The sequence below is a fragment of the Halomonas halodenitrificans DSM 735 genome (assembly GCF_000620045.1).
GTDB classification, from domain to species: Bacteria; Pseudomonadota; Gammaproteobacteria; order Pseudomonadales; family Halomonadaceae; genus Halomonas; species Halomonas halodenitrificans.
In genome coordinates this window covers 15229-38816 of sequence record NZ_JHVH01000012.1, presented here as the reverse complement: position 1 = coordinate 38816, position 23588 = coordinate 15229, and the positions used below count along the sequence as shown (strand labels likewise).

Genomic DNA, 23588 nt, shown 5'->3' with positions numbered 1-23588 from the left:
GCTTTGCGTTTTGGCTCTCACTGAAAGATCATTTGCCCAATCAATGATTCAAATGATCATTTTGAGGCGCTGCTTTCCTGGGCGCTGGAGCTTGGTAATCAGGGCGTTTGTGCGCCACCCGGGAACGATACAGTGTGATCACTTAACAAACAGGGTCCCACCATGACCAGTAGCACGCCAGATGTGGATCGGCATATTGCCGGGATGAACAAGGAGCAGTTGCCGGTCCCGCGTCATAAACTGCATAAATGGCCACACTTCGCTGGCCTGTATGCCGCGGAGCATGTCGCCGCCACCGAGTTCGTGATCGGGGCGACCTTTGTCGCCCTGGGTGCCGGGATCTGGGATATCCTGATCGGCCTGTTGATTGGTAATGCCCTGGCCGTGCTCAGCTTCTGGTTGATTACCACGCCGATCGCCATCGAAACGCGCCTGAGCCTCTTTACCTATCTTCACCGAATCGCCGGTGACTCGATGGCAAGCCTCTATAACTGGGCCAATGTCATCATCTTCAGCGTCATTTCCGCCGCGATGATCACGGTATCGGCGACGGCGGTACGCATCCTGTTCGATATACCGCCCCAGGCGCAGCCCTATCCGACCGATCCGGCGTTTATCGTTCTGGCGCTGGCGGTGGCGGGCATCGTGGTGCTGGTCGCGGTATATGGCTTCAATGCCTTGACCGAGTTCGCCAGCATCTGTGCTCCCTGGCTGATGGTGATGTTCACCGCCGGTGGCATGGTGCTGCTGCCGGAGTTGGCCGAATCGGTCACCGGCGCCACCACCCTTGGCGACTTCTCTACCTTCATCGACGTCGCCGGGAGCACCGTGTTTACCGGCGTCAATGCCCAGGGCGAGTCGGGTATCGGCATCTGGGAAGTCATCGGGTTTGCCTGGGCGGCCAACACCTTTTCGCACTTTGGCCTGATCGACATGGCGCTGCTGCGCTATGCAAAGAAGAAGCGGTATGGCCTGACAACCAGTACGGGCATGATGTTCGGTCACTACGTGGCCTGGATCTCGGCCGGCCTGATGGGGGCGGCCACCGCGGCGGTGACCCAGACCAGCATCGAGGTGCTGGAGCCGGGTGAAGTGGCCTGGCATGCGCTGGGTGCCTCCGGTTTCGTGATCGTGGTCGTCGCCGGCTGGACCACCGCGAATTCCAACCTCTATCGAGCTGGCCTGGCGGCCCAGGCGGTGCTGCCCAGGATATCCCGCAACAAGGCGACGCTGCTGGTGGGGCTCTGTGTCGCCGTCATCAGCTGCTTTCCCTTCGTCTATCGCAGCATGCTGCCGCTGCTGACCTATGCCGGGCTGTTGCTGGTGCCGGTCGGCGGGATCATCTTCGCCGAGCACCATCTCTTCCCGCGGCTCGGCTTCAGCCGCTACTGGGCGCGCTACAAGGGACTGGCGCATAACGTACCGGCACTCGCCACCTGGGCGCTTTCGCTGGTGTTCGGCTTTAGCCTGGATGCCCTCGACCTGATCCCGTTCTACTACCTGTTCGTGCCCACCTGGTGCCTGTCCATCGCCCTCTATACGCTGCTGGCGAAGCGCTACGGCGCCGCCGAGCGATATCCCGAGGCCGAGGAGACCGAGCGAGTGTTCCAGGAGAGGGTGCAGGTGTTCCACGCCGAGCAGGCGGAGGAAGAAACCCAGGAGCCGGTCAAGGACACCAGCGTGCTGAGCAAGGTCATCAAGGCCATCTGGATGGTCGTAGGGCTGCTCGTGCCCTGTGTGCTGGCCTGGCGGGTGCTCTTTTATAGCCCTGACCTGGCGAGCTATTACCTGAACCGGGAGTGGTTCTACGACATCACCATCTGGTGCACCCTGATCTACTTCGTGTTCGCCTACTGGGGGCTGAAGCGAGCCAAGGCCAGCTACCAGACACGCAAGGCGCACACCGCGCTAACTTGAGCGTGTATGTGCAGATGGGCGACAGCCTGCATGACCATCATGGCCGATGGCAATGTGGCCTATTGAGTCAATGACAATCTGCGACGCCAGGATAACCGTGCTCCTAGCGATACGGCGAGCCAGTGAGGAGCGATATATGAATACCCTGATCTTCGATTGCGATGGTGTGCTGGTGGACAGCGAAGCCATTGCGGAAGCGACCCTGATCGAGCTGCTGGGGGCCTGGTTGCCGGACCTGGCGGCCGAGGAGGAGCTGAAGGCGGCGCTGGGCATGACCACGGCGAATATCCTCACGCACCTGGAGGCGCGCAGCGCCCATCGCCTGCCCGCCCGAGCCGCGGCCCGCGTCGACGACACCATCGAGGCGCGCCTGCGTCGAGAGTTGTGTGCCATCGAGGGTGTCGCCGAGGCCATCGCGTCGCTCACCCTGCCGCTGGCGGTGGTCTCCAATAGCCGCCGTCAGCGGGTGCTGGACTCGCTGGCCACCACCGACCTCGCAGATCGACTGGGCGAGATACCGATCTTCACCGCCGATCAGGCGGCGGCTCCCAAGCCGGATCCGGCGATCTATCGCCTGGCCGCCGCCGAGCTCTCATGTGCGCCGAGCGATTGCCTGGTGGTGGAGGACAGCGTCTCCGGCGTCACCGCCGCCCATGGCGCCGGCATGACGGTGATCGGTTTCACCGGTGCCAGCCATGTGGCGGCGGGGCAGGCCGAGAGGCTACGCGAGGCCGGCGCCTGGCAAATCCTGCCCCACATGCACGGGCTCGGGGCACTGGTGCGGCAGTGGCAAGCCGCGCGCCAGCCAGTCGTCGACTCGCGTTGATCGAGCACGGCATCCGGGGGAGTACATGCATGAGTATGAAGCTCGTGATGTTTTGATCATGTGAGAACAGTGATGAGTCCAAGTATCCATGCAGTGACGACGCGGGTGCTCGAGGCAGCGGGGGAGCGGTCTCGTTTCATTGTGGCCCTGGCGGGGCCGCCCGCCGCGGGCAAGTCCTTTCTCTCGGGGTGGTTGTGCCGCGAGCTCAACGGCCGCCGGCCGGGTTGCGCCGCGGTGGTGCCCATGGACGGCTACCACTTCGACAATGCGGTGCTTGACCCCCAGGGCCTGGTGCCCATCAAGGGCGCACCGGAGACCTTCGACTGTGACGGGCTCCGGCACGACCTGGAACGCATCCGCCGCGCCGACGGCACCGTCGCCGTGCCGGTGTTCGATCGCCCGCTGGACCTGGCGCGAGCCGGCGGTCGCTTGATTACCCCCGAGCATCGGCTTGTGATCGTCGAGGGCAACTACCTGCTGCTCGACGAGGGGCCCTGGCCGGCGCTGCGGCCGCTGTTCGACATGACACTGTTCCTCGAGGTGCCCGATGAACTGCTCGAGGCGCGGCTTATCCAGCGCTGGCGGGAGATGGGGCAGGACCCGGCGGGTGCCCTCGAGCGGACTCGCCACAAGGACATGCTCAATGCCCACCTGATCAAGACGGCCTCGGTGCCCGCGGACCTGCACTGGGCCGCCAGTAGTTGAGCGTCGTCGAACTGACTTTCTTCTCCCTTAATTCAACTCACCGCCCCCGGCGGCAGGAGCTTCCCATGACCCGACTGACCAACGCCAATCTGGAGCGTCTGGCCCCCGAGATCACCACGCCGCGCTACGACCGTGGCGCCGTTAGTGCCGGCATCGTCCATATCGGGGTGGGTGGCTTCCATCGCGCCCACCAGGCGATGTACGTGGATGAGCTGATGAATCGCGGTGAGGCGCTGGACTGGGGTATCGTTGGCGTCGGCGTAATGCCCGGCGATCGCCGTATGCAACAGGCCCTGGCGGCTCAGGATCATCTCTATACCGTGGTGGTGAAGCATCCGGATGGTCGCCGGGAGGCTCGCGTCGTGGGCGCCATGCTGGATTATCTGTTCGCTCCGGAAGACCCGGAGGCAGTGATCGAGCGGATGGCCGACCCGGCGATCCGTATCGTTTCGCTGACCGTCACCGAAGGCGGCTACAACTTCCATCCGGTCAGCGGCGAGTTCGACCTCGATAATCCCGATGTTCAGCATGATCTGGACGAACCGAGCCTGTCCAGGACCTCCTTCGGCCTGGTCATCGAGGCGCTTGCCCGGCGTCGGGCGCGGGGCATTACGCCCTTCACGGTGATGTCCTGCGACAATATCCAGGGCAACGGCGAGGTGGCCCGCAAGATATTTACCGCCTTCGCCCGGGCCCGCGATGCCGAGCTCGGCGCCTGGGTCGAGACCGAGGTGCCGTTCCCCAACTCCATGGTCGATCGCATCACGCCGGTGACCACGCCCGCGGATATCGACGAGCTCGCCGATCGCTTCGCCGTCGAGGATGCCTGGCCGGTGGTCTGCGAGCCCTTCACCCAGTGGGTGCTGGAGGATCATTTCGTCGCCGGGCGTCCTGCCTTCGAGCAGGCCGGCGTGCAGCTGGTCGAAGACGTCGTGCCCTATGAACTGATGAAGCTGCGCCTGCTCAATGCCGGTCACCAGGCGTTGGCCTATTTCGGCTACCTGGCCGGCTATGAATATGCTCACGAGGCCAGTGCCGACCCGCTGATCGTGGACTTCCTGCTGGGTTACATGACCCACGAGGCGACCCCCACCCTGGCGATACTGCCGGGAGTCGACCTGGACGACTACCGCCGTACCCTGATCACGCGCTTCGCCAATCCCGAGGTCAGAGACACCCTGGCTCGGCTGTGTGCCGAGAGCTCGGATCGTATCCCCAAGTGGCTGGTGCCGGTGATCCGCCATCAGCTCGACAGCGGTGGCGACATACATCGCTGTGCGGCCGTGGTGGCCAGCTGGGCCCGTTACGCCGAAGGCGTCGACGAGAAGGGCGCGCCCATCCAGGTAGTCGACCGCCTGAAGGACGAGCTGATGGCCATCGCGGCCCGCAACCACGACCAGCCCACCGCCTTTATCGAGAACCGCGAGCTGTTCGGCGACCTGGCCGAGAATGACCGGTTCCGTGAGGCCTATATAAAGGCGCTGCAGAGCCTGCATGCGCACGGTGCGCTTGCAACGCTGAAAGCCCTGGACGGATAACGTCGATATCAAGCGGCGCGGATATAGCGACGCCCGATGATGGCTACCATCATCGGGCGTCGTGGTACTGGCAAGTGGCCAGTCAGGCCGGCGAGAGGTCGGCCCGTGTCGGCAGGGCGACATAGGAGCCGGGGCGGGTCACCGCATGGGCCCCACAGCGACAGGCGAAGGCCAGTGCGGCCTCCAGGCGCTGCGTGTCGCGATGCCAGCCGTCCTCGAAGCCGTTCTCGGCGAGGGCCGTCAGCAGCCCACCGATAAAGGCGTCGCCGCCCGCCGTGGTGTCTGCCGGCACGACGGCGGGCGGGGCGACCGACAGTGATACCTCGGCGCCCAGGGCACGCACGTTCCCGCCGCCATCGGTGGTCACGACCAGCTTGACCCCGGCGGCCAGGCGCTCGGCCAGCCAGGTGTCTTTCGGATGGTCACCCCGCAGGTCGTCGACTTCGTCCAGGGAAAGCTTGAGCAGGTCCGCGGCATCGAGTAGTCGAGTGACCAGGGCGGTATCCGCGCGGCCGTCGGGCCAGAGGTTGTGTCGCAGGTTGGCGTCGACGCTGACCAGGCAGCCGGCCCGCGAGGCCATCTCGGCCATGGCCAGCGTGGTCTCGGCGATCTCCGGGTCGGTCAGGCTATTGCTGCACAGGTGCAGGATGGCCGGTTCGCTGAAGATCCCGGCAGGCAGGTCCGTCAGGCGATAGAGCAGGTCGGCCGCGGGTGGCCGATAGAAGTCGAAGGTGCGTTCGCCGCCCGCATCCCGGGAGACGAAGGCCAGCGCCGTGCGTGCCTCGCGGGTACGGCGCACGCCGGAGAGCTCGACGCCCTGGGCGTCGAGCTCGGCGGCCAGGAAGTCGCCGAAGTAGTCGTCACCGAGCATGCCCAGGAAACGGCTGGGCATGCCTAGCCGTGAGCAGGCCACGGCGACGTTGGCCGGAGCGCCGCCGGCGTAGGGCGTGAAGGTCTCCGGGGCCTCGCCGGTGGCATCTCCCAGGCGGCTGGAGAGCATATCGACGAGAGCTTCACCGAAGGCGATAACGGGTATCATGATCGTTGATCCTTGTGGTTGGGCGGGGCTCAGGCGTCTTGTGCCCGGGACAGGGTGGTACCCAGCAGATGCTGGGCACCAGGCACCAGCCATACCGGATCGAGGCGGGTGTTGGCGGCCTCCACACACAGGAAATGGCGACCCACCTCGGCCGGCGTGTCGGCGGGCAGGGCGTCATCGCCGGGATGCCAGACCACCGCCGAGTCGCTGCCCTGACGAGCGATGCGCAGGCGGCGGTTACCGTCGTCGAGGGTGAGCTCGGCATTGCTGTGGTAGATGCGGTCCAGTGAGCCACGCACGCCGAGCTCGCCCTGCTGTTCTCGCTCGGCAAAGCCGGCCAGCTTGTCGAGATAGCGAGCGCCAGGGAGCCCCTCCAGGCGACAGGTAAACGCATCGGTTACCGCCAGGTAGCTGTGCAAGGCACCACTCATCTTCACCGGCGTCTCGCCGGTATGCTCGGTGATAAGTTCCACATGCAGGCGGTTGGCGTTGGCCTGGATCACCGCGCGTGGCGTGATCTGGCTGTGCAGGCGGGTCTCGGGGGAGAGGTGCAACTCAACGCCCTCCTCATGCTCATCCACGGCGTCCAGTCGCCAGTCGGCCTTGCGCGCCGGGCCGTGCAGTGGGCCGGAGCGGTCGGGTGACTCATCGGCGATGTGCTCGTCGGCGAACCAGGGCCAGCACAGCGGGATGCCGCCACGGATGGCCCCGGGCAGCGCCTGGGGCGTAGGCGTCACCCACAGCCAGCCGCCGGACACCATGCCCTCGGGGGCCGATGAGCGCGCGACTGCCGCGTCTTCGGACGACGAAGAAGCGCCCGCGACTGCCGTGTCTTCGGACGACGAAGAAGCGCCTGCGGCTGCCGTGTCTTCGGGCGCAGGAGAAGCGCCTGCGGCTTGCGCGTCTTCGGGCGCAGGAGAAGCGCCTGCGGCTTGCGCGTCTTCGGGCGCAGGAGAAGCGCCTGCGGCTTGCGCGTCTTCGGGCGCAGGAGAATAGTGCAGGACCTGGGCGCCCTGGAGCGAGACGGCGAGCTCGCCCCAGGCTTCGTTGGCCAGCCATACGTCGCGGCCATGCCATTCGGCACGTCGCTGGCCGGCGGTATCATCGAGCAGGGCTCGCAGACTTGCGGGAATCATGATGGGACCTCTTCCGTCGAACTATTCGACTTCTTCGTTGTGCAGGGCCTCGGCGGCGCCCAGCAGGCCTGGCCACGGCGCCGTGACGACATGAATCGGGAGGGCGGCATTGTAGGCATGCATGCGCCCCTTGTCGGCAAAGGCCTCGCGGAAGCGGCTCTCGGGCAGCCAGGAGAGCAGCCGAGGCACAATGCCGCCGCAAAGCGTGACACCACCGCGGGCGCCCAGGGTGAGTGCCGCATCGCCGCAGACGTCGCCGAGGATCTTCAAGAAACGCAGCAGGGTATCACGCGCGATGGGGTCTTCGTCGGCGGCGGCGGTGACCTGGGCCGGAGTGGTGAAAACAGGCGAGGCGTTCGCCAGCGTGCAGTGGGCGAGGTAGAGATCGAGCAGTCCCTGGCCACACAGGACACGCTCCACCGAGACGCGGCCGTAGCGATGGCGGAAGTATCGGAGTAGCTGCTGCTCCCGCTCGTCGGTGGGGGCGAAGGTAATATGGCCCCCCTCACCCGGCAGTGGCACCCAGGCATGGCGACCGGGAAACAGGGTAGCCACACCGAGGCCGGTGCCGGGACCGATGACCAGGCGCGCGGCGTGGGCAGTCGCCTCGCCGGGCTGGATCTCGACGAGCGCCTCCCGGGGCACATGGGGCACCCCCAGGGCCTGTGCGGTGAAGTCGTTGATGGTCTTGAAGAGGGTGAGCCCGAGCTCGGCCTGAACCGCCGTGCGAGAGAAGACCCAGTGGTTGTTGGTCATCTTGATGCGGTCGTCGTGCACCGGGCAGGCGAAGGCCAGGCAGGCTTCCCGAGGGGCGTGCCCGCCCACGGCCCCGACCCGGGAGAGGTAGTCGCGCACCGCCTCGACCAGGCCGGGGTAGTCGGCGCAGGGCAGGCTCAGGATGTCGTGAGGCTCGAAGGCCCCCGGCGTCACCAGGGCGAAGCGCGCATTGGTCCCGCCGATGTCACCGATCAGGGCCGGTCGTATCATCGTCAATGGTTCTCTAACTGGGCTGCGTTGCTCGAAGCTCTTCCGGCGACAAGCCTGCGAGGGGGCGCTGTGAACCCCTCCCTGGGCGCTACCGACGCCCTGCTTCGCTCTCGCATCCTGCTCCACTTGCAGGACCGGTGCTGGCCATCCATGGCCAGCCCGTTCGAAGCAGTGCTTCTCACCCATGGCGTAGGACCCCCTCTTCGGCTTATTCCCGGCGCTTCTCACTATGTCATGTGTCGTTGATCAGATGGCCTCGGTGTGGCTCAGGCATCCTCGTCGTGGATCTGCCCGTCCTGGCGGAGCAGGTCGTCGGCCTCGAAGCCGCCGAAGACGCTGGCGCCTTCTTCACCGCGCATGGCGAGATGGCGGAAGCCGCCAAACAGTTCGCGACCCAGCCCCACGTGGTAGTGGTCCAGCTCGGCAACGTGGCGCTCTCGATCGGCCCAGGCGCGGGCTTCCACCCGGGTCTCGAGGGTGCCGGCATTGGCGTCCAGGCGCACGATGTCGCCGTCGCGGAGCTTGGCCAGCGGGCCGCCGTCCAGCGCCTCGGGACTCAGGTGGATGGCCGCCGGCACCTTGCCGGAGGCGCCCGACATGCGGCCGTCGGTGACCAGCGCCACCTTGTGGCCGCGGTCCTGGAGCACGCCGAGATAGGGCGTCAGCTTGTGCAGCTCGGGCATGCCGTTGGCCTTGGGACCCTGGAAGCGCACCACGGCGATCACGTCGCGGTCGAGTTCGCCGGCCTCGAAGGCTCCCTTGAGGTCGTTCTGGTCCTCGAAGATCTTCACCGGGGCCTCCACCACGCGGTGCTCTTCGGCGACGGCCGAGATCTTGATCACGCCTCGGCCCAGGTTGCCGTCGAGCACGGTGAGCCCGCCGGTGGGGGCGAAGGGCGTTGACACGCCGGTCAGCACGTCGCTATCGAGGCTTGCCTTCGGTCCTTCGCGCCACACCAGCTTGCCGTCCTCGAGGAAGGGCTCCTGGGTGTAGGCGGTGAGGTCGGTGCCGAATACCGTGGGGATATCGTCATGGATCAGGCCGGCCGCAAACAGTTCCCGGAACAGGAAGCTCATGCCACCGGCGGCCTGGAAGTGGTTGATGTCGGCCTGGCCATTGGGGTAGATCCGCATCAGGCTCGGCGTCACCGCCGAGAGGTCGGTGAAGTCCTCCCAGGTGATGGTCAGGCCGGCGGCGGCGGCCATGGCCACCAGGTGCAGGGTATGGTTGGTGGAACCACCGGAGGCGAGCAGGCCAACGATGGCGTTGACGATGGCGCGTTCGTCGATCTGCCGATAGAAGGGGCGGTAGTCGCCGCCGGGTTCGGTATTGCGGATCGCCTGTTCGGTGGCGAAGCCGGTCAGTGCCTCGCGCATCTCGGTGCCCGGGTTGACGAAGGAGGTGCCGGGCAGATGCAGCCCCATCATTTCCATCATCAACTGATTGGAGTTGGCGGTGCCGTAGAAGGTGCAGGTTCCGGGGCTATGGTAGGACTGGGATTCGGCCTCCAGCAGTTCCTCGCGGCTCGCCTTGCCTTCGGCGAACAGTTGGCGAATGCGTGCCTTTTCCTTGTTGGGCAGGCCGCTGGGCATGGGGCCCGCCGGCACGAACATGGCCGGCAGATGGCCGAAGCGTGCCGCCGCGATAAACAGCCCCGGCACGATCTTGTCGCATACGCCGAGGTAGAGCGCGGCGTCGAACATGTTGTGGGAAAGCCCCACGGCGGAGGCCATGGCGATCACATCCCGGGAGAACAGCGACAGCTCCATGCCCGGCTGGCCTTGGGTGACGCCGTCACACATGGCCGGCACGCCGCCGGCGAACTGGGCGGTTGAGCCCATGGCCCGAGCCGCGGCCTTGATGGTCTCGGGGAATGTCTCCAGCGGCTGGTGAGCCGAGAGCATGTCGTTATAGGCCGAGATGATTCCCAGGTTGGCGCTGTTCATCAACTTAAGGGCGTTCTTGTCCTCGGTCCCGCAGGCGGCGAAACCATGGGCCAGGTTGCCGCAGGAGAGCTCGCCGCGGTGCACGCCGCGCCGGTGCTGGTCCTCCATGCGCGCCTCATAGAGGGCACGGCGTTCGGCAGAGCGCTCGCGGATGCGGTCGGTTACGTTGGCGACGGTGGCATTGAGGGTCGAGTTGGAACTGGCCATGGTGCACCTCGGTCATGTTTATTTGGTAAGTTTACCAAAATATTATTCGGTACTCCGGGACATTCTAGCGAAGATTTCGCAAAAAATGTAGTTTTGTTACTTCGAATTGTTGGGTGTTGCGGTGTCCTTTCAGGGTAGGACATCAAAGCCCCAGCATACGCAGCAGCCAGCGCCGGTAGGGTGGGGTGAGCCAGCCTACCGGGCTGCGTCGCGATTGGATAAAGACGGCGCGGGCATGACTGAAGCGTTGAAAGCCCGCCTCGCCGTGATAGGCACCGCTGCCGCTCTCGCCAATGCCGCCGAAGGGAAGCGCCGGTACGGCGTTGTGCCACAGGGTGTCATTGAACACCACGCCGCCCGAGTGGGTCTGCTCGAGCAGGCGTTGGCGCAGGGCGGCATCCTCGGTAAAGGCATAGAGCGCCAGCGGGCGGTGCCCTGCCTGAACGCGTGCGATGGCGGCATTCATGTCGCGCACGCCGAGCACCGGTAGCCAGGGCCCGAAGATCTCCTCGCGCATGATGGCGAGGGCGTCGCTGGGGTCGACGACCAGCGTGGGGGGCAGCTTGGCGCCGCCGTCGGGCAGCTCGAGCCTCTCACCCAGGTCGATGATCCGGCAGCCATGATTGCGTGCCTCATGGAGCTGATATTCCAGACGCTTGCGATGCTCGGGACCCGGCACCGAGCTGTAGTCACGGCTGGCGGTACCCTCGGGGTAGAAGCGTGCCACCTGGCGTTGCATTGCCTTGAGGAATGCCTCGAGTCGCGAGGCCTCGACCATCACGTAATCGGGGGCGATGCAGGTACGGCCGGCGTTAAGCCACTTCCCGAAGGCGATGCGTTCGGCGGCCTTCTCCAGGTCGGCGTCGGTGGCCACCAGGGCCGGGCTCTTGCCGCCGAGCTCCAGGGTGACCGGCGTCAGATTGGCGGCCGCGGCGCGTGAGACCTCGCGGCCGATCGTGGCGCTGCCGGTGAACAGCAGATGGTCGAAGGGCAGGGCGGAAAAGTGCCTTGCCACTTCGGCGTCGCCCTCGACCACGCAGAGTTCCTCCGGGGCGAAGTAGCGAGCCGCCAGGCGCGCCATCAGGGCCGAGGTGGCGGGGGTGTTTTCGCTGGGTTTGATCATGACCCGGTTGCCGGCCGCCAGGGCATCGATGGCGGGCAGCCAGGCGAGGCTCCAGGGATAGTTGGCCGGCGAGATAATGCCGATTACGCCGAGTGGCTGATAGTGGACCTTCGCTCGCGCCGGCAACAGCCGCCAGCCCACCGGCCGGCGGCGAGGGCGCATCCAGCGGCGCAGCTTTCGCCGGGTGAAGCGAGCACCCTGGAGCACGGTGGCCACCTCGGCCACCCGGGTCTCCATTTCGGCACGATGGCCGACGTCTGCGCTGATGGCGGCGGCGATTTCGTCGCGGTGGCGTCGGGTCAGCGTGGCCAGGCGGGTCAGCCGGTCGCGTCGGGTGGCAAGGCTCGGGTAGGGCGCCGCGTCGAAGGCGTGGCGCTGGGCGTCGAGGAGGGCCTGGGAGGCATGGACATGGCGCATGCTGGAATCCTGTTCGCGGTAATGGAAGGTGGCGAGTGGTCTGGCACAATGGTGGCGCTAACTCGCCGCCAGGGCCAGAGAAAGGAGTGACTGCATGTCAGTGCCGAGGCGCCATACCCTACCCGCCATGGAGGCGGTGTCCGCCGGCGACTGGAACGCCCTGATCGGCGATGATCATCCGTTTCTGCGCCATGAGTTCCTGCACGCCCTGGAAGCCAGCGGCTCGGTTTCGCCGGCGACCGGCTGGGTGCCACACCACCAGACGCTCTGGCAGGGCGAGTCGCTGGTCGGCGTCATGCCGCTCTATCATAAGCAGCACTCCTTCGGCGAATACGTCTTCGACTGGGCCTGGGCCGATGCCTGGGAGCGTGCGGGAGGGCGCTACTACCCCAAGGCACTGACGGCGATTCCTTACACGCCGGCGCCCGGCCCGCGCCTGGCCCTGGCGGCCGGGATCGACCCGCGAACCGCTCGCGAGGCCCTGGCCAGCGCCTGGGAGGAAGGTGAGCTTTCGAGCTGGCATCTCCTGTTTGCCGAGCAGGCGGAGGTGGCCGAGTGGCAGTCGACCCGGCCGGGGCTGCTGGCGCGGCACGGCGTGCAGTTCCAGTGGCGCGACCGAGGCTATGGTGACTTCGATGGCTTCTTGGCCGCCATGACCTCCAAGCGACGCAAGGCGATTCGCCGTGAGCGGCGGCTCGTCGCCGACCAGGGGTTGAGCCTGCATCGCCTGGAGGGCGAGGCCATCGATGCTGCCGCCCTCGAGCACTTCTATCGCTGCTATGAGATCACCTATCTGGAGCGTGGCCGCCGGGGGTATCTGGGCCTCGACTTCTTCCGGCGCCTGCTGGCCACCATGCCCGAGAGCCTGTTGCTGGTGCAGGCACGCCTCGGTGACCGGCCCGTGGCCACCGCGCTTTACCTGCAGGGGGCGCGTACCCTCTATGGCCGCTACTGGGGTAGCGAGGTGAGCGCCGACTGCCTGCACTTCGAGGCCTGCTATTACCAGGGCATCGAGCACTGCTTCGAGCGCGGCCTGACCGCATTCGACCCCGGCACCCAGGGCGAGCACAAGCTCACCCGGGGGTTCGAGCCCCGTCTGTTGACCTCGCTGCATCATATTGCCCACCCGCGCTTGCGCGCCGCCGTGGCGCGCTTCTGTGACGAGGAGCGTGAACATGTACTGGCCTATCGGCGCGCCGCCGAGGCATCGTTGCCGTTCAAGAGTTGAATGGCAACGCAACCGGGCTTCTGACCCGAGTGCGGTGCATTGCTATACTCAGCAACTGTTGTGGCAGGTTGACCGATGGTCACCGACCGATTCGCATAAGGTCATGCGGCAGGCTTTGAGCGCTGCATGACTCCTCTCTCCTGGAAACCTGTTGGGCCAGACATCGCCGGCAGGAAGGGTGTGTAACAATGGATTTGTTGCAGCAACGCTGTTGGGTGGTCGCTCATCCAGCGCCGGTCCGAGACCGGATGGAGCAAGACCTGAAGCGACTTGGGTGGGACGTTGATAACCTGGCCACCCCCGTCTCGGCGGGAGATATAAAGCCCCATGCGTGCTTTGCCGGGGTGGTGTACTTCCCTGGCCTTTCTCAGGAAGACCTCAGGCACGTCGAGACCTTGATCATCGCGACAGGCATTCCCATCGTCGGCGTGGTTTCTCCCGAGTGCCTGCATAACGATGAGGTGCGTAATGTCATCGCCAACCTCTGCTGTGGCTTTTTGGTCGAACCCCATGAGCTGGAGGAGCTCGACAGTCTACTGCGCCATGCCGCCCGGCTCGGAAAGCTTCAGCAGGAGGTAGCGGCTGGACCACGCAATGTCGATGTGGCGGAAGCCTCGCCCGGTGAGTATGAAATGGTGGGGTCTACCCCGGCCATGTGGAATCTCTTCAAGACCATCCGCAAGGTGGCGGCGGTGGATGCCTCGGTATGCATCAGTGGCGAGTCCGGTACCGGCAAGGAGCTTACCGCTCAGGCGATTCATGAGCGCTCGCCGCGCGCCGCACAACCCTTTCATGCCATCAACTGCGGCGCCTTGCCCGACCACCTGGTTCAATCCGAGCTCTTCGGACATGAGAAGGGGGCCTTTACCGGAGCGGTGCAGCGCAAGATAGGCAGGATCGAGGTCGCGGATGGCGGCACCCTTTTCCTGGACGAGATCGGTGATCTGCCCTTCGAGTTGCAGGTCAATCTGCTGCGTTTCCTGGAGACCCGCTGCGTCCAGAGAGTGGGAGGGCTCGAGGAGATTCCCGTGGATGTGCGAATCCTGGCCGCTACCCACGTGGATCTCGAGAAGGCGGTCGCCGAGCAGCGGTTTCGTGAGGACCTGTATCATCGACTCAACGTGCTTCAGGTCAAGGTTCCCCCGTTGCGAGAGCATCCCGAGGATATCGAGATCCTGGCGCGCTACTTCTTCAAGCGGTTCAGTCATGAAAAACCCGACCAACTCAAGGGGTTCTCCAGCGAGGCACTGTTGGTGATGCGCCTGTATCGCTGGCCCGGCAACGTCAGGGAGCTGATCAATCGTGTGCGTCGGGCCATGGTCATGTGTGACAACCGCTTGATCCGGCCGGACGACCTGGGGATCGAGCGGCGCAATTTACCTCGCTGTTCGATGACGCTGGAGCAGGCCCGGGACATTGCCGAACGCGATATCCTGTTGTCTGCCCTCGGTCGTAACCATAACCAGGTACAGCCCGCCTCGAAGGAGCTCGGGGTCTCTCGAGTTACCATCTATCGTCTGCTGGAAAAGCATGGCATCCCGCGAGACCTGTCCTGATCCGCTGTTGCCATGAACTCGCGACTGGCCTGAGCCTGGTATTGCCCTGAGAAAGCCCGCCGTTTGATTCCCCAGCCCTGGGGCAAGTGACTCCGCAGCTCTTCCCTCACCCCACGCTTCTTCAGCGTGGGGTGCTTCGTTGTGTCAGCTCGATGATGAGAGAAACAATATTGTTACATTGCGAGGCGTGCTTGTAACACCATGTTTTGGCTTGATTATTTTAAAAATGTCGTGCTGTTTAAGCATGGGTAATTATTTATTGTTACATAAAGCTGACACTTTTTAATATTAGGTATTTATTTAAATAGCTGAAATATAAGGCTTTTAATTGTTGGCACGGTGGTTGCTACAAGTAAGGGTAAGAAAGCTTTTGTAAATGTCCCGATAGTGCATCGCGACTCGTGGAGAGCCTGAAATGAACAGGAACCAGTCAGCCAACCATAGACAGTACGCACCAGCGCACCGGGTGTTTCTGCTGGTGGCTGGCATCGGGTCTCTCTGCCTGGTGACTGCCCAGCAGGTTGCAGCGGATGCCGCGGCGGAGAACGCCGCCCTGGAGCAAGCGCTGTTTGGCGGTCAGGCGGTCGAGATGCTGGGTGACGCCAGGCTGGCCGGTATTCGCGGCAAGTATGTGGAACACAGCGTCGAGCTCAAGGACGCCGTGATCCTGTGGGATGAGCGCCCCGCCGGTACCGGGCAAGGGGGAGGCGGGAATCAGAATGGTAACAGCGCCCAGGGGGCTGCTAATCACCAGGTTACTCGCGTCACCGCTAAAAGGAGTCAGTAGTCATGGCAGCAATCAGGCAATTAATGCATGTGGTGGGTGAGCAATCGCGCCATCGCTGCCCCTTGAAGGCGGCCCTGATCGGTTCCTTCGTCGCGGGGATGCTGGTGCCTTCCTTGGGATCCGCCGATGGTTCGACAAACCCTAACCTCAACCCCGGTGTCAGGCCCGGCGATGTTGTCCTCATCAGAGAGGTGGAGCCGGCACCCATTCGCTCCGTTGAGCGCCACGGCGGCCCGATTACGTCGAGAGTCAACGTTCGCGATAGAGCGATGGAGGTTGAGCGCCAGCTGACGAGTGGCGGCATTGTTGCACTTTCCGATGATCAGGCGGCAGGTGTGCGTGGCAGCGTACAGAACTCCATGGGTAGCCTGCATCGCTCCCTGGTCAGCGACAACCGGCTGGCAAACGGTTCGGTTTCCAGCGGAAACAGTAACCGCGCGGCCAGCAGCCTGGGGGGCGGTAGTAAGGCTGGTGGTATCTCGAGCCGCGTTACGTCGGCTACATCGGGTATCGCCGGCACCGTGACGGGCGCTCTTTCACCCTTAACAGGGCGGAAATGATCATGGCCACTTACGCATTTCTGGTTTCGCTGAAGGGGCATCTGGTCAAGGCATCGGCCGTCCTGGTGGCCTCGGGGCTGATAAGCGGCCTCGGCCAGGCTGCCATGGCCGACTCCGGTGCTCCGGTATTTCGCGACAGCGCCATACTCGAGAGCAATGCCCTGAGGCGTGTCGGTGGAGTGAGCACTACCAACATGGCGGCGGGTGACGGCAACCTGCAGGCCAACAGCGGGGTGTTGGCCATCGGCACAACGGCCAATGCGGCCAACACCTTGATGCAGCGCTCCAGAATCGAGCAGCGCATCGGAAATCAAGACCTAACAGTAGGAATCGAGTCTGGCGCCTTTCAACAGTCAGAGGGTTGGCTGTCGATCAACCAGGCGGCGGGCCAAGGCAATGTGCAGAGTAACTCCTTGGGAGTGGCTCTGGGCATATCGGCCAGTAATCTGAGCGACACCATGTTGCAGCAGGTGATGGCCGATCAGCAGGGGCTGAATGGTACTGGTGACGAGTCTACAAGCACACATCGAGTAGTCGAGATAGACAATGGCTCCTTCGAGGGTGCTCGGGGCGTCATCCAGGTTAACCAGTCAGCCGGTACGGGAAACGCTACCAGCAACAGTTTTCGCATGAACATGGCGCTGGGGCAGTAGCGTATTTTGAAGCAAGTAACGGCATCAACAATAGAACGATTCGGTTCATTCGGGAGAAAGATCATGAAAACGTTCCACAAAGCACCGCTGGCACTCGCAATTACCGCGCTGTTGACAGCACCCGCTGTCCTTGCTCAAGAAAGCGGTGATAATGGAAGCGCTGATGGAGGCGGATTCACTGCATCAAGCAAGATTGATTCCAACTTCATTAATCGTATCAACGTTAATCTGAAGCATAAGTCAGACACCGACAAGGCGTTCAAGGTGAGGGTAAGAGTCAATGAGAACGCAGACTTTTACGCGGGATCCCTGGTTGATGGCAAGCAGTTCCTTGAGAGTAACCGGGTAACTAACAAAGCCTCCGAAAATAATGCCACCGTTGGCTCGGGCTCCGGTGCCAATGCCACCGGCAACGTAGGCATCAACGTGGCCGCCGGTGATAACAACGCTCAGGCAAATGATGCGTCACTCGCTGCCAATGACGCTGCCAACGTGTTTGGCCAGGCGGAAATCTATTCGGCGCAGGATGTCATGAACAACCGTGTGATCAACACGGGCAGTCCGAACGATGCCGTACTGGGCAGTGGCTCTCTGGCTAACGCCAGCGGTAATATCGGTGTCAACATCGCGGCGGGTGTAAGCAACGCTCAGCATAATGCGTTGTCGGCCTCCGATAACCAGGCCGGTGGCCATGCCAGGTCTACCGTTGGTGGCGTTCAGCAGGCCTCGGATAATAACACCACACGGACCGCGCTGACGGAGACTTACACAAATACGACCAATGTTACCCTGTCAGGCGGCATGAGCAATGACAGCGCCATCGAGGGTAGCTATGACGGCGATTGGGCACAGACCAACGACGTCTATCCGGAAATCTGGACCACTAACGATGAGGGTACGAACCACGGGTCTGGCAGTTACTGGGGTCATGCCGACTTCGACGACCAGGGGACTGCCGGTCAGGCCGGACGCTTTGCAGGGGATGAAGAGGGTAGTGTCTCCTTCGAGGCGGGGGATGTTGCCCTCAGTGGTGTGGTCTCTGGTGATGTTGCGACAACCCATACCATCTATATTGCCAACCAGAACAATGCCACCCTGGGTAGCGGCTCTCTGGATGGGGTGAGCGGTAACGTTGGGGTGAACATCGCTGCGGGAAGCAACAACATGCAGCGTAACTCGCTCTCCATCGCCTCTTCCATGGGTGGCGGCAGTAATACTCCTCAGCCGGAGTAACAGGCAGTTACTGCCCCTTTCATCATTGATGAACTGAAGTGAAAGCACCCCGGCCTGCCACGGCAGGCCGGGTTTTTCCAAGCTTCGATAGGGCCCGGGGGATTTATGACGGCAGGAAGGATAGCCGTACTGGCAGCTCTGACTCTTGGGCTGTTACCCATACATTTCGATACCCAGGCTGCCACCATGCGCCTGGGCAATCTGGTGCCTGGCACCCTGGTGAAGAAGGACGTGCAGTCCATTCGCGAGCGTCGCTACGAGAATCTGGTCGAGCAGCATACGGATTTTTCCTGTGGCGCCGCCTCGTTGGCGACGATTCTCAAGTACGCTTATCAGAAAGACGATGTGACCGAGGAAAAGGTCCTGGCCGGCATGCTCGAGGTTTCCGATCCCCAGGTCGTACTGGAGCGGGGGTTTTCGCTGCTGGATCTCAAGAATTACATATCAACATTAGGCTATCGTGGCCGCGGTTACGAAGTAACAGCCGATATGCTTGATGAGGTTTCGATTCCGGTGATAGTGCTGCTGGACCTGGATGGTTTCAAGCATTTCGTGGTGATGAAGAAGGCCAGCGGAGATCGCATCTATGTCGGAGACCCGGCGCTGGGTAATCGAGTCATGGAGCGTGATGCCTTCATGGACGCCTGGAACGGCATCATCTTTGCGATTGTCGGCAACGGGTTCGATCAGCAGACGGTGCTGCTGAGCCCACGACAGCCGCTTACGGCCCACCGGTTGCAGGATGTCTTCTCGCCGGTTCCCCGGCAGAAGCTTCTCGATTTCGGCTTTCGGCATGCGGATCTCTTCTGAATGACCCGCCTTGATGGCCGGGTGCTTGAGAGTCTGCGGATCAGAGGGTAACGATCATGTTTATACATGGGTTCAAGCAACACTGCAGAAAGGGAGGTGTGACGGCCCTGATGGCCCTCGCCGCCAGTGGCATTCTGGCGCCAGGTGAGGCGCTATCGGCCACGTCCAGCTTTTCGGACTTCTCCAATGGTCGCCAGCTGAGTGACGCCGAGCTGGGCCAGCTGCGCGGGCGCTTCGTCGACAAGGGGCAGATCATGTTCTTCGGGGTGCAGATGTCCAGCGAATGGCGCACTTCGGCAGGGGAGCATCTGCAGGCCGGTGGTACTCTGCATGGTGACCTGACGGGCAGGATGCCCCGGGTGAGTTTCGAACCCCACCTGACCCAGATATCTACCAGCGGCATCTCCGGCGTCGCTCGGTCAGGCAATGGGGCCACCGTTCGAGGGGGCGGCGAGCAGATGGGTCGCGGCAATGCGCGGGGTGTGGTGCAGACTATCCAGGCCGCGGGCGACTTCAACGCCGCCGCCAACGACCTGCAGATCGATGTGCTGGATACGTCTCAGTATCCCGGTGCGACAGGCAGCCCGGAGGCTTCCGGGTCGCAGCGACTCCTCTCCGGAGCTAGTGTATCGGTGAATTATGATGCCAGCGGGATGGGGGTGTCGCTTGATATGCCCGGCATGGGTAACGTCAAGCAGGCCATCGTGCCCAGCCGCGGCCTGCGTCAGTCTATCCAGCTGACCAGCAACCACCAGCAGGTGCGTAACCTGACTCGCCTGCAGCTTTATATGGGGCAGCAAGGCGCAAAAGGGAGGGTGTCGGGTGCACGCAGCGCTATCGAATCGGTGCGTCAATTGAGGCGTTGAAGGCAGAGCCCACGGAACTTGTGTCGGCTGGCCTAGACTTGCGGGGTAGGGTAACGTCAGTCAGGCCTCCGGCTGCTGCCTGGCAGCGCGGGCCAGTAACAATATATAAGGAGATGTGGGTGGAAAAATTACAACCATTCTGCCGTCAAGGTAAAGGCCGTTCCATTGTCCTGCTGGCGTCCCTGGGTGTCTTTTCCCCGCTTGCCATGGCCCAGGTGTCGAGTGATTCCGAAGAAGTGGTACGCGAGGCGAAGCCAAGCCAGAGTGTGGAAAACGTCTTTCGCGAAGAGCATGCGTTATTTTCCGACCGCCTGACCATCGAACCGGGTATCAACTACTCCTACTCGGATCGCTCTCAGCTGGCGCTTCGGGGCTTTCTGGCGCTGGATGCGATCTTTCTCGGCCAGATTAACGTTGATACCGTCAAGAGCCATATCACGACCTTTGATATCAACACCCGCTATGGCCTGACGGATCGCCTGGAGCTGGGGCTGAATATTCCCTTTGTCTATCGGAGCACCACCTACAGTTCTACCGGGGCGGATACCAGCGCCACCAAGCTGAGCGAGCGTTCGATCGACGATGCGAATCTGGGGGATATCAGCGCCTCGCTTTCCTATCGACTGTTACCGGAGACCCCGAGTCGCCCCGATGTGGTGTTGAACCTGGGAGTGCGAGCGCCCACTGGTACCGACCCTTATGGTATCAAGACTCGTACCGATGTTATCGGGACAGCCGAAGATGCAAACGGTGAGGTGAAGAATACTAATTTAACCGTACCTACCGAGCTGCCCACCGGTAATGGCGTATGGGCGGTCACCACCGGGGCCTCGCTTCTCAAGACCCTGGACCCGGCCATCGTCTTTGCCAACCTGGGCTATACCTATAATATCGAGGAGAGTTTCGATGATATCTCGGCCTCGTCGGGCAAGAGTCCGGGTGACGTCAAGCTGGGGGACACGATTCGTGCCGGCTTCGGCACCGCCTTCGCGCTTAACGAACGACTTAGTCTCTCGCTCTCCTACTCCCATGAGTACATCATGCAGTCGGAAACGACCCAGAACGGCGTCACTAGCGATGTGATCGGCAGTGATGCCAATGTGGGGGTATTCAGCATCGGCGGTACCTATGCACTGAATGACAGTACCTCGGTGGTGACCAGCCTGGGTATCGGCCTGACCGATGATGCTTCGGATGTCAGCCTGACCTTCCGCATGCCCTTCCAGCTCTAACCCTCCTGACTGACCGATACCGGCCCACACCACCCCGAGACTCGCGACGGCGCGGGCCTCGGGGTGTGCGTGCCTCGCCGTATGGCCGTCGATAATGGCATAATGCGCCCCATCGTAACGACATGACGGGAAGGCATCATGCTCAAGGGGCTGGCACTGACGCTGACGATCCTGCTGGCACTGCTGCAGTATCGACTGTGGCTCGGCCAGGGGGGCGTCGAGGAGCTGCGAGAGGTTCGTCAGCGTGTGGCATCGCTGGAGACCGCTAACCAGCCGCTGCGCGACCGCAATATGCGCCTGGCCGCCGAGGTGCTCGATCTCAAGACCGGCCTCGATGCCATCGAGGAGCGTGCGCGCAGCGATATCGGCATGGTGCGTACCGACGAGCAGTTCTTCTGGGTGCCCGATGTGGCGGTGGAGGTAGATCCGGTGGTCAATCCGGCGCCCGCCACACAGCTGGAGGCGAGCCGATGAGTGGGGTGTCCTGGCTGGTGGTGCCGGCGGCGGGGCAGGGCCAGCGCATGGGTGCCGACCGGCCCAAGCAGTACCTGACCCTCGATGCCTTGCCGGTGATGGCTCATACCCTGGCGCGGCTGCATGCCGCGTTTCCCGAGGCACGACTCTGCCTGTGCCTGGACCCCGATGACGCCTGGTTCGACCCGGCCTGGGTGCCCTTCGCCGACTGGCGGCGGGTGCCGGGTGGCCGCGAGCGCGCGGATTCCGTGGCCAATGCCCTGGCGGCCATCGCCAACGAGGCGCGCCATGACGACCTGGTGCTGGTCCATGACGTGGCGCGCCCCTGTGTCGCCGTCGATGACCTGCGGCGGCTGACGCGCGCGCTGGCCGATGAGCCGGCGGGCGGGCTGCTGGCCGCGCCGGTGGCCGATACCATGAAGCGTGACGATGGTGCCGACCGGGTCGCCCTGACCGAACCCCGTGCTGGCCTCTGGCATGCCCTGACCCCCCAGGGGTTTGGCTACGGGTTGCTGACCCGCGCACTGAGCGAGGCCGCCGAGGCGGGCGTGGCGGTCACCGACGAGGCCTCCGCGGTGGAGGCGCTGGGCCAGGCGCCGCGGCTGGTGCCCGGGCGTCGCGATAACCTCAAGATTACTCACCCCGAGGACCTGGCCCTGGCCGGCATGATCCTGGCCGCCCAGGCCTCGGTGCATAGCGAGACGACGCCGGCAGGCGTTGCGGAGAGATGATGCGAATCGGCCATGGTTTCGATGTCCACCGCTTCGGCGAGGGCAATCACCTGATGATCGGCGGCGTTGCCGTCCCCTTCGAGCGCGGTTTCGTCGCTCATTCCGACGGCGATGTGCTGCTGCATGCCATCAGCGATGCCCTGTTAGGTGCCTGTGCACTGGGCGATATCGGCCGTCACTTCCCCGATACCGATCCGGCCTGGAAGGGCGCCGATAGCCGCGACTTGCTGCGGCGCGTGGTGGCCCTGGTGGCCGAGGCCGGCTACCGGGTCGGCAATCTCGACGCCACCCTGATGGCTCAGGCGCCGAAGATGGCGCCCCACGTCGAGGCCATGGCGGACAATGTCGCCACCGACCTGGGCGTCGAGCGAGGGGCCATCAACGTCAAGGCTACCACTACCGAACGCCTGGGGTTTACCGGCCGCGGCGAGGGCATTGCCGCCGAGGCGGTGGCGCTTCTCGTGCCGACCATGCAGGATGGCGGCCCCGCGGTCGGGAAGAGCGAGGGCGCCGGTGAGTGACAGGTCGACGCCGCGCCCCCTCGATGCCATCGACTGGCCGCCTGCCTGGCCGCGAGTGCTCGATGCCGAGTTTGGCCCGCCCCCCGAGGGGGATTACCGGGCGCGCCCCGAGGACTTCCTGGTCGAGGAGGCGCTCGACTTCGTCCCCGAGGGGGAGGGCGAGCATCTCTGGCTGCATGTCGAGAAGCGCGACCTGACCACCGCCATGGTGGTGAAGGAACTGGCCCGACTGTGTGACGCCTCGCCACGGGTAGTGGGCTACTCGGGGATGAAGGATCGCGTCGCGGTGACCCGCCAGTGGCTATCGGTGCAGCTGCCGGGGCGCGAGGCGCCGGAGGGCCTGGACGAGGCCCTGGCCGAGCGTGGCGTCAGGGTGCTGGAGATGGCGCGCCACCCGCGCAAGCTCAAGCGTGGCGTGCATCGGACCAATCACTTCAGGCTACGCCTCACCGGGCCGGTGGCAGCCGACGAGGGCCTCGCCGCCCGCTGGGAGCGCCTGCTCGAGCGTGGAGTGGCCAACTACTTTGGCCCCCAGCGCTTCGGCCCCGACGGGCGCAACCTTCAGCGGGCGCGTTCGCTCCTGGCCCGCGGTTGGCGCAAGCGCGATGACCGCGACGGCATGCTGCTCTCGGCGGCGCGCAGCTTCTTGTTCAATGAGCTGCTCGCCGAGCGGATTCGCGAGGGGAGTTGGGGGCGCCTGTTGCCGGGGGAGGTGGCCAACCTCGATGGTAGCGCCAGCCAGTTCCGCCTCGAGACGCCGGACCCCGAGCTCGAGGCCCGGGCGGCGCGGCTCGACCTGCATCCCACCGGCGTACTGTGGGGCGTTGGCGGCGCGCCGGCAGAGGGCGAGCCCCAGGCCTGTGAGGCACGGCTGGCCGAGCGCTTCCCCGGGCTCTGTGCCGGACTCGAGGCCGCCGGTGTGCGCCCCGGGCGTCGCTCGCTGCGCCTGCGCCTGACCGACGCGCGCCTGGAGCGCGGCGACGGCGAACTATGGCTTGCCTTTACGTTGCCCCGCGGTGCCTTCGCCACCGCGGTACTCAGAGAACTCATGGTGCACCCGACCCTGTAACGGGGATGCCCTGCGCGAGGATTCAAG

Annotated in this window: 22 protein-coding genes; 17 read left to right on the top strand and 5 right to left on the bottom strand. The window is 64.0% G+C overall.

Annotation, left to right across the window (positions count from 1 at the left end; all coding sequences use genetic code 11):
• The first annotated feature begins 162 nt into the window (after nucleotides 1-162).
• The 4 genes from Q358_RS0106705 to Q358_RS0106690 all read left to right on the top strand — a co-directional run bounded on the left by Q358_RS0106705 (nucleotide 163) and on the right by Q358_RS0106690 (nucleotide 4986).
• Nucleotides 163-1917 carry a purine-cytosine permease family protein gene (locus Q358_RS0106705; protein WP_027961348.1) on the top strand — a complete coding sequence of 585 codons (1755 nt, stop codon included), beginning with the start codon at nucleotides 163-165 and terminating at the stop codon, nucleotides 1915-1917.
• A gap of 136 nt (nucleotides 1918-2053) precedes the next feature.
• On the top strand, nucleotides 2054-2743 hold the full coding sequence (locus Q358_RS0106700; RefSeq protein WP_027961347.1) for an HAD family hydrolase: 690 nt from the start codon (nucleotides 2054-2056) through the stop codon (nucleotides 2741-2743).
• 72 nt (nucleotides 2744-2815) lie between these two features.
• The gene (locus Q358_RS0106695; RefSeq protein WP_027961346.1) at nucleotides 2816-3448 is read left to right on the top strand and encodes a nucleoside triphosphate hydrolase; all 633 of its coding nucleotides are present in this window, start codon (nucleotides 2816-2818) and stop codon (nucleotides 3446-3448) included.
• A gap of 65 nt (nucleotides 3449-3513) precedes the next feature.
• Nucleotides 3514-4986 (top strand): mannitol dehydrogenase family protein, encoded by a 1473-nt coding sequence (locus Q358_RS0106690; RefSeq protein ID WP_027961345.1) that lies wholly within the window; start codon nucleotides 3514-3516, stop codon nucleotides 4984-4986.
• Between the two features lie 82 nt (nucleotides 4987-5068).
• Here the strand turns inward: Q358_RS0106690 and Q358_RS0106685 are convergent, their stop codons facing one another.
• The 5 genes from Q358_RS0106685 to Q358_RS0106665 form a co-directional block, all read right to left on the bottom strand.
• Entirely contained in the window at nucleotides 5069-6025 is a 957-nt protein-coding gene (locus tag Q358_RS0106685; RefSeq protein ID WP_027961344.1) for a carbohydrate kinase family protein, read from the bottom strand.
• A 29-nt stretch (nucleotides 6026-6054) separates the two neighbouring features.
• Nucleotides 6055-7161 carry an aldose epimerase family protein gene (locus Q358_RS0106680; protein ID WP_027961343.1) on the bottom strand — a complete coding sequence of 369 codons (1107 nt, stop codon included), beginning with the start codon at nucleotides 7159-7161 and terminating at the stop codon, nucleotides 6055-6057.
• Between the two features lie 21 nt (nucleotides 7162-7182).
• Nucleotides 7183-8148 carry a glucokinase gene (gene glk / locus Q358_RS0106675; RefSeq protein ID WP_027961342.1) on the bottom strand — a complete coding sequence of 322 codons (966 nt, stop codon included), beginning with the start codon at nucleotides 8146-8148 and terminating at the stop codon, nucleotides 7183-7185.
• A 266-nt stretch (nucleotides 8149-8414) separates the two neighbouring features.
• On the bottom strand, nucleotides 8415-10301 hold the full coding sequence (gene edd / locus Q358_RS0106670) for a phosphogluconate dehydratase (RefSeq protein WP_027961341.1): 1887 nt from the start codon (nucleotides 10299-10301) through the stop codon (nucleotides 8415-8417).
• A 142-nt stretch (nucleotides 10302-10443) separates the two neighbouring features.
• Nucleotides 10444-11841, bottom strand: a complete 1398-nt coding sequence (locus Q358_RS0106665) for a coniferyl aldehyde dehydrogenase (RefSeq protein WP_027961340.1) — start codon at nucleotides 11839-11841, stop codon at nucleotides 10444-10446.
• Nucleotides 11842-11935: 94 nt separating this feature from the next.
• On the opposite strand from Q358_RS0106665, the gene Q358_RS0106660 reads away from it, so the two are divergent.
• The 13 genes from Q358_RS0106660 to truD all read left to right on the top strand — a co-directional run bounded on the left by Q358_RS0106660 (nucleotide 11936) and on the right by truD (nucleotide 23561).
• A complete protein-coding gene (locus tag Q358_RS0106660; RefSeq protein ID WP_027961339.1) occupies nucleotides 11936-13069 on the top strand; it encodes a GNAT family N-acetyltransferase in 1134 nt (377 codons plus the stop codon).
• 248 nt (nucleotides 13070-13317) lie between these two features.
• Complete coding sequence (locus tag Q358_RS16750; protein WP_084286470.1) at nucleotides 13318-14625, top strand: sigma-54 interaction domain-containing protein; 1308 nt, start codon at nucleotides 13318-13320, stop codon at nucleotides 14623-14625.
• Nucleotides 14626-15040: 415 nt separating this feature from the next.
• Nucleotides 15041-15412: a hypothetical protein gene (locus Q358_RS0106650; RefSeq protein WP_027961338.1), complete on the top strand. Its 372-nt coding sequence runs from the start codon at nucleotides 15041-15043 to the stop codon at nucleotides 15410-15412.
• Nucleotides 15413-15414: 2 nt separating this feature from the next.
• Nucleotides 15415-15972, top strand: a complete 558-nt coding sequence (locus Q358_RS0106645) for a hypothetical protein (RefSeq protein ID WP_027961337.1) — start codon at nucleotides 15415-15417, stop codon at nucleotides 15970-15972.
• Nucleotides 15973-15974: 2 nt separating this feature from the next.
• Nucleotides 15975-16625, top strand: a complete 651-nt coding sequence (locus tag Q358_RS0106640; protein WP_043487798.1) for a hypothetical protein — start codon at nucleotides 15975-15977, stop codon at nucleotides 16623-16625.
• A gap of 63 nt (nucleotides 16626-16688) precedes the next feature.
• On the top strand, nucleotides 16689-17858 hold the full coding sequence (locus tag Q358_RS16745; protein ID WP_051530223.1) for a hypothetical protein: 1170 nt from the start codon (nucleotides 16689-16691) through the stop codon (nucleotides 17856-17858).
• A gap of 186 nt (nucleotides 17859-18044) precedes the next feature.
• Nucleotides 18045-18668, top strand: coding sequence for a C39 family peptidase (locus Q358_RS0106630; protein ID WP_245598286.1), 624 nt, complete (start codon nucleotides 18045-18047; stop codon nucleotides 18666-18668).
• Nucleotides 18669-18778: 110 nt separating this feature from the next.
• Nucleotides 18779-19534: a hypothetical protein gene (locus tag Q358_RS0106625; RefSeq protein ID WP_027961334.1), complete on the top strand. Its 756-nt coding sequence runs from the start codon at nucleotides 18779-18781 to the stop codon at nucleotides 19532-19534.
• Nucleotides 19535-19653: 119 nt separating this feature from the next.
• On the top strand, nucleotides 19654-20766 hold the full coding sequence (locus Q358_RS0106620; RefSeq protein WP_211248315.1) for a transporter: 1113 nt from the start codon (nucleotides 19654-19656) through the stop codon (nucleotides 20764-20766).
• 138 nt (nucleotides 20767-20904) lie between these two features.
• Nucleotides 20905-21240, top strand: a complete 336-nt coding sequence (gene ftsB / locus Q358_RS0106615; protein WP_027961332.1) for a cell division protein FtsB — start codon at nucleotides 20905-20907, stop codon at nucleotides 21238-21240.
• Entirely contained in the window at nucleotides 21237-21971 is a 735-nt protein-coding gene (gene ispD, locus Q358_RS0106610) for a 2-C-methyl-D-erythritol 4-phosphate cytidylyltransferase (RefSeq protein WP_027961331.1), read from the top strand. The genes ftsB and ispD overlap by 4 nt, the downstream gene beginning before the upstream one ends.
• Complete coding sequence (gene ispF, locus Q358_RS0106605; protein ID WP_051530222.1) at nucleotides 21971-22492, top strand: 2-C-methyl-D-erythritol 2,4-cyclodiphosphate synthase; 522 nt, start codon at nucleotides 21971-21973, stop codon at nucleotides 22490-22492. Before ispD ends, ispF begins: the two co-directional genes overlap by 1 nt.
• On the top strand, nucleotides 22485-23561 hold the full coding sequence (gene truD, locus Q358_RS0106600; RefSeq protein WP_051530221.1) for a tRNA pseudouridine(13) synthase TruD: 1077 nt from the start codon (nucleotides 22485-22487) through the stop codon (nucleotides 23559-23561). The genes ispF and truD overlap by 8 nt, the downstream gene beginning before the upstream one ends.
• The last annotated feature ends 27 nt before the right edge of the window (nucleotides 23562-23588 follow it).

Excerpts from the sequence above, each read along its gene's own strand:
- Q358_RS0106705 (WP_027961348.1), top strand. The coding sequence starts at position 163 with ATGACCAGTAGCACGCCAGATGTGGATCGGCATATTGCCGGGATGAAC.
- Q358_RS0106700 (WP_027961347.1), top strand. The coding sequence starts at position 2,054 with ATGAATACCCTGATCTTCGATTGCGATGGTGTGCTGGTGGACAGCGAA.
- Q358_RS0106695 (WP_027961346.1), top strand. The coding sequence starts at position 2,816 with ATGAGTCCAAGTATCCATGCAGTGACGACGCGGGTGCTCGAGGCAGCG.
- Q358_RS0106690 (WP_027961345.1), top strand. The coding sequence starts at position 3,514 with ATGACCCGACTGACCAACGCCAATCTGGAGCGTCTGGCCCCCGAGATC.
- Q358_RS0106685 (WP_027961344.1), bottom strand. The coding sequence starts at position 6,025 with ATGATACCCGTTATCGCCTTCGGTGAAGCTCTCGTCGATATGCTCTCC.
- Q358_RS0106680 (WP_027961343.1), bottom strand. The coding sequence starts at position 7,161 with ATGATTCCCGCAAGTCTGCGAGCCCTGCTCGATGATACCGCCGGCCAG.
- glk (WP_027961342.1), bottom strand. The coding sequence starts at position 8,148 with ATGATACGACCGGCCCTGATCGGTGACATCGGCGGGACCAATGCGCGC.
- edd (WP_027961341.1), bottom strand. The coding sequence starts at position 10,301 with ATGGCCAGTTCCAACTCGACCCTCAATGCCACCGTCGCCAACGTAACC.
- Q358_RS0106665 (WP_027961340.1), bottom strand. The coding sequence starts at position 11,841 with ATGCGCCATGTCCATGCCTCCCAGGCCCTCCTCGACGCCCAGCGCCAC.
- Q358_RS0106660 (WP_027961339.1), top strand. The coding sequence starts at position 11,936 with ATGTCAGTGCCGAGGCGCCATACCCTACCCGCCATGGAGGCGGTGTCC.
- Q358_RS16750 (WP_084286470.1), top strand. The coding sequence starts at position 13,318 with ATGGAGCAAGACCTGAAGCGACTTGGGTGGGACGTTGATAACCTGGCC.
- Q358_RS0106650 (WP_027961338.1), top strand. The coding sequence starts at position 15,041 with ATGAACAGGAACCAGTCAGCCAACCATAGACAGTACGCACCAGCGCAC.
- Q358_RS0106645 (WP_027961337.1), top strand. The coding sequence starts at position 15,415 with ATGGCAGCAATCAGGCAATTAATGCATGTGGTGGGTGAGCAATCGCGC.
- Q358_RS0106640 (WP_043487798.1), top strand. The coding sequence starts at position 15,975 with ATGGCCACTTACGCATTTCTGGTTTCGCTGAAGGGGCATCTGGTCAAG.
- Q358_RS16745 (WP_051530223.1), top strand. The coding sequence starts at position 16,689 with ATGAAAACGTTCCACAAAGCACCGCTGGCACTCGCAATTACCGCGCTG.
- Q358_RS0106630 (WP_245598286.1), top strand. The coding sequence starts at position 18,045 with ATGCGCCTGGGCAATCTGGTGCCTGGCACCCTGGTGAAGAAGGACGTG.
- Q358_RS0106625 (WP_027961334.1), top strand. The coding sequence starts at position 18,779 with ATGGCCCTCGCCGCCAGTGGCATTCTGGCGCCAGGTGAGGCGCTATCG.
- ftsB (WP_027961332.1), top strand. The coding sequence starts at position 20,905 with ATGCTCAAGGGGCTGGCACTGACGCTGACGATCCTGCTGGCACTGCTG.
- ispD (WP_027961331.1), top strand. The coding sequence starts at position 21,237 with ATGAGTGGGGTGTCCTGGCTGGTGGTGCCGGCGGCGGGGCAGGGCCAG.
- ispF (WP_051530222.1), top strand. The coding sequence starts at position 21,971 with ATGCGAATCGGCCATGGTTTCGATGTCCACCGCTTCGGCGAGGGCAAT.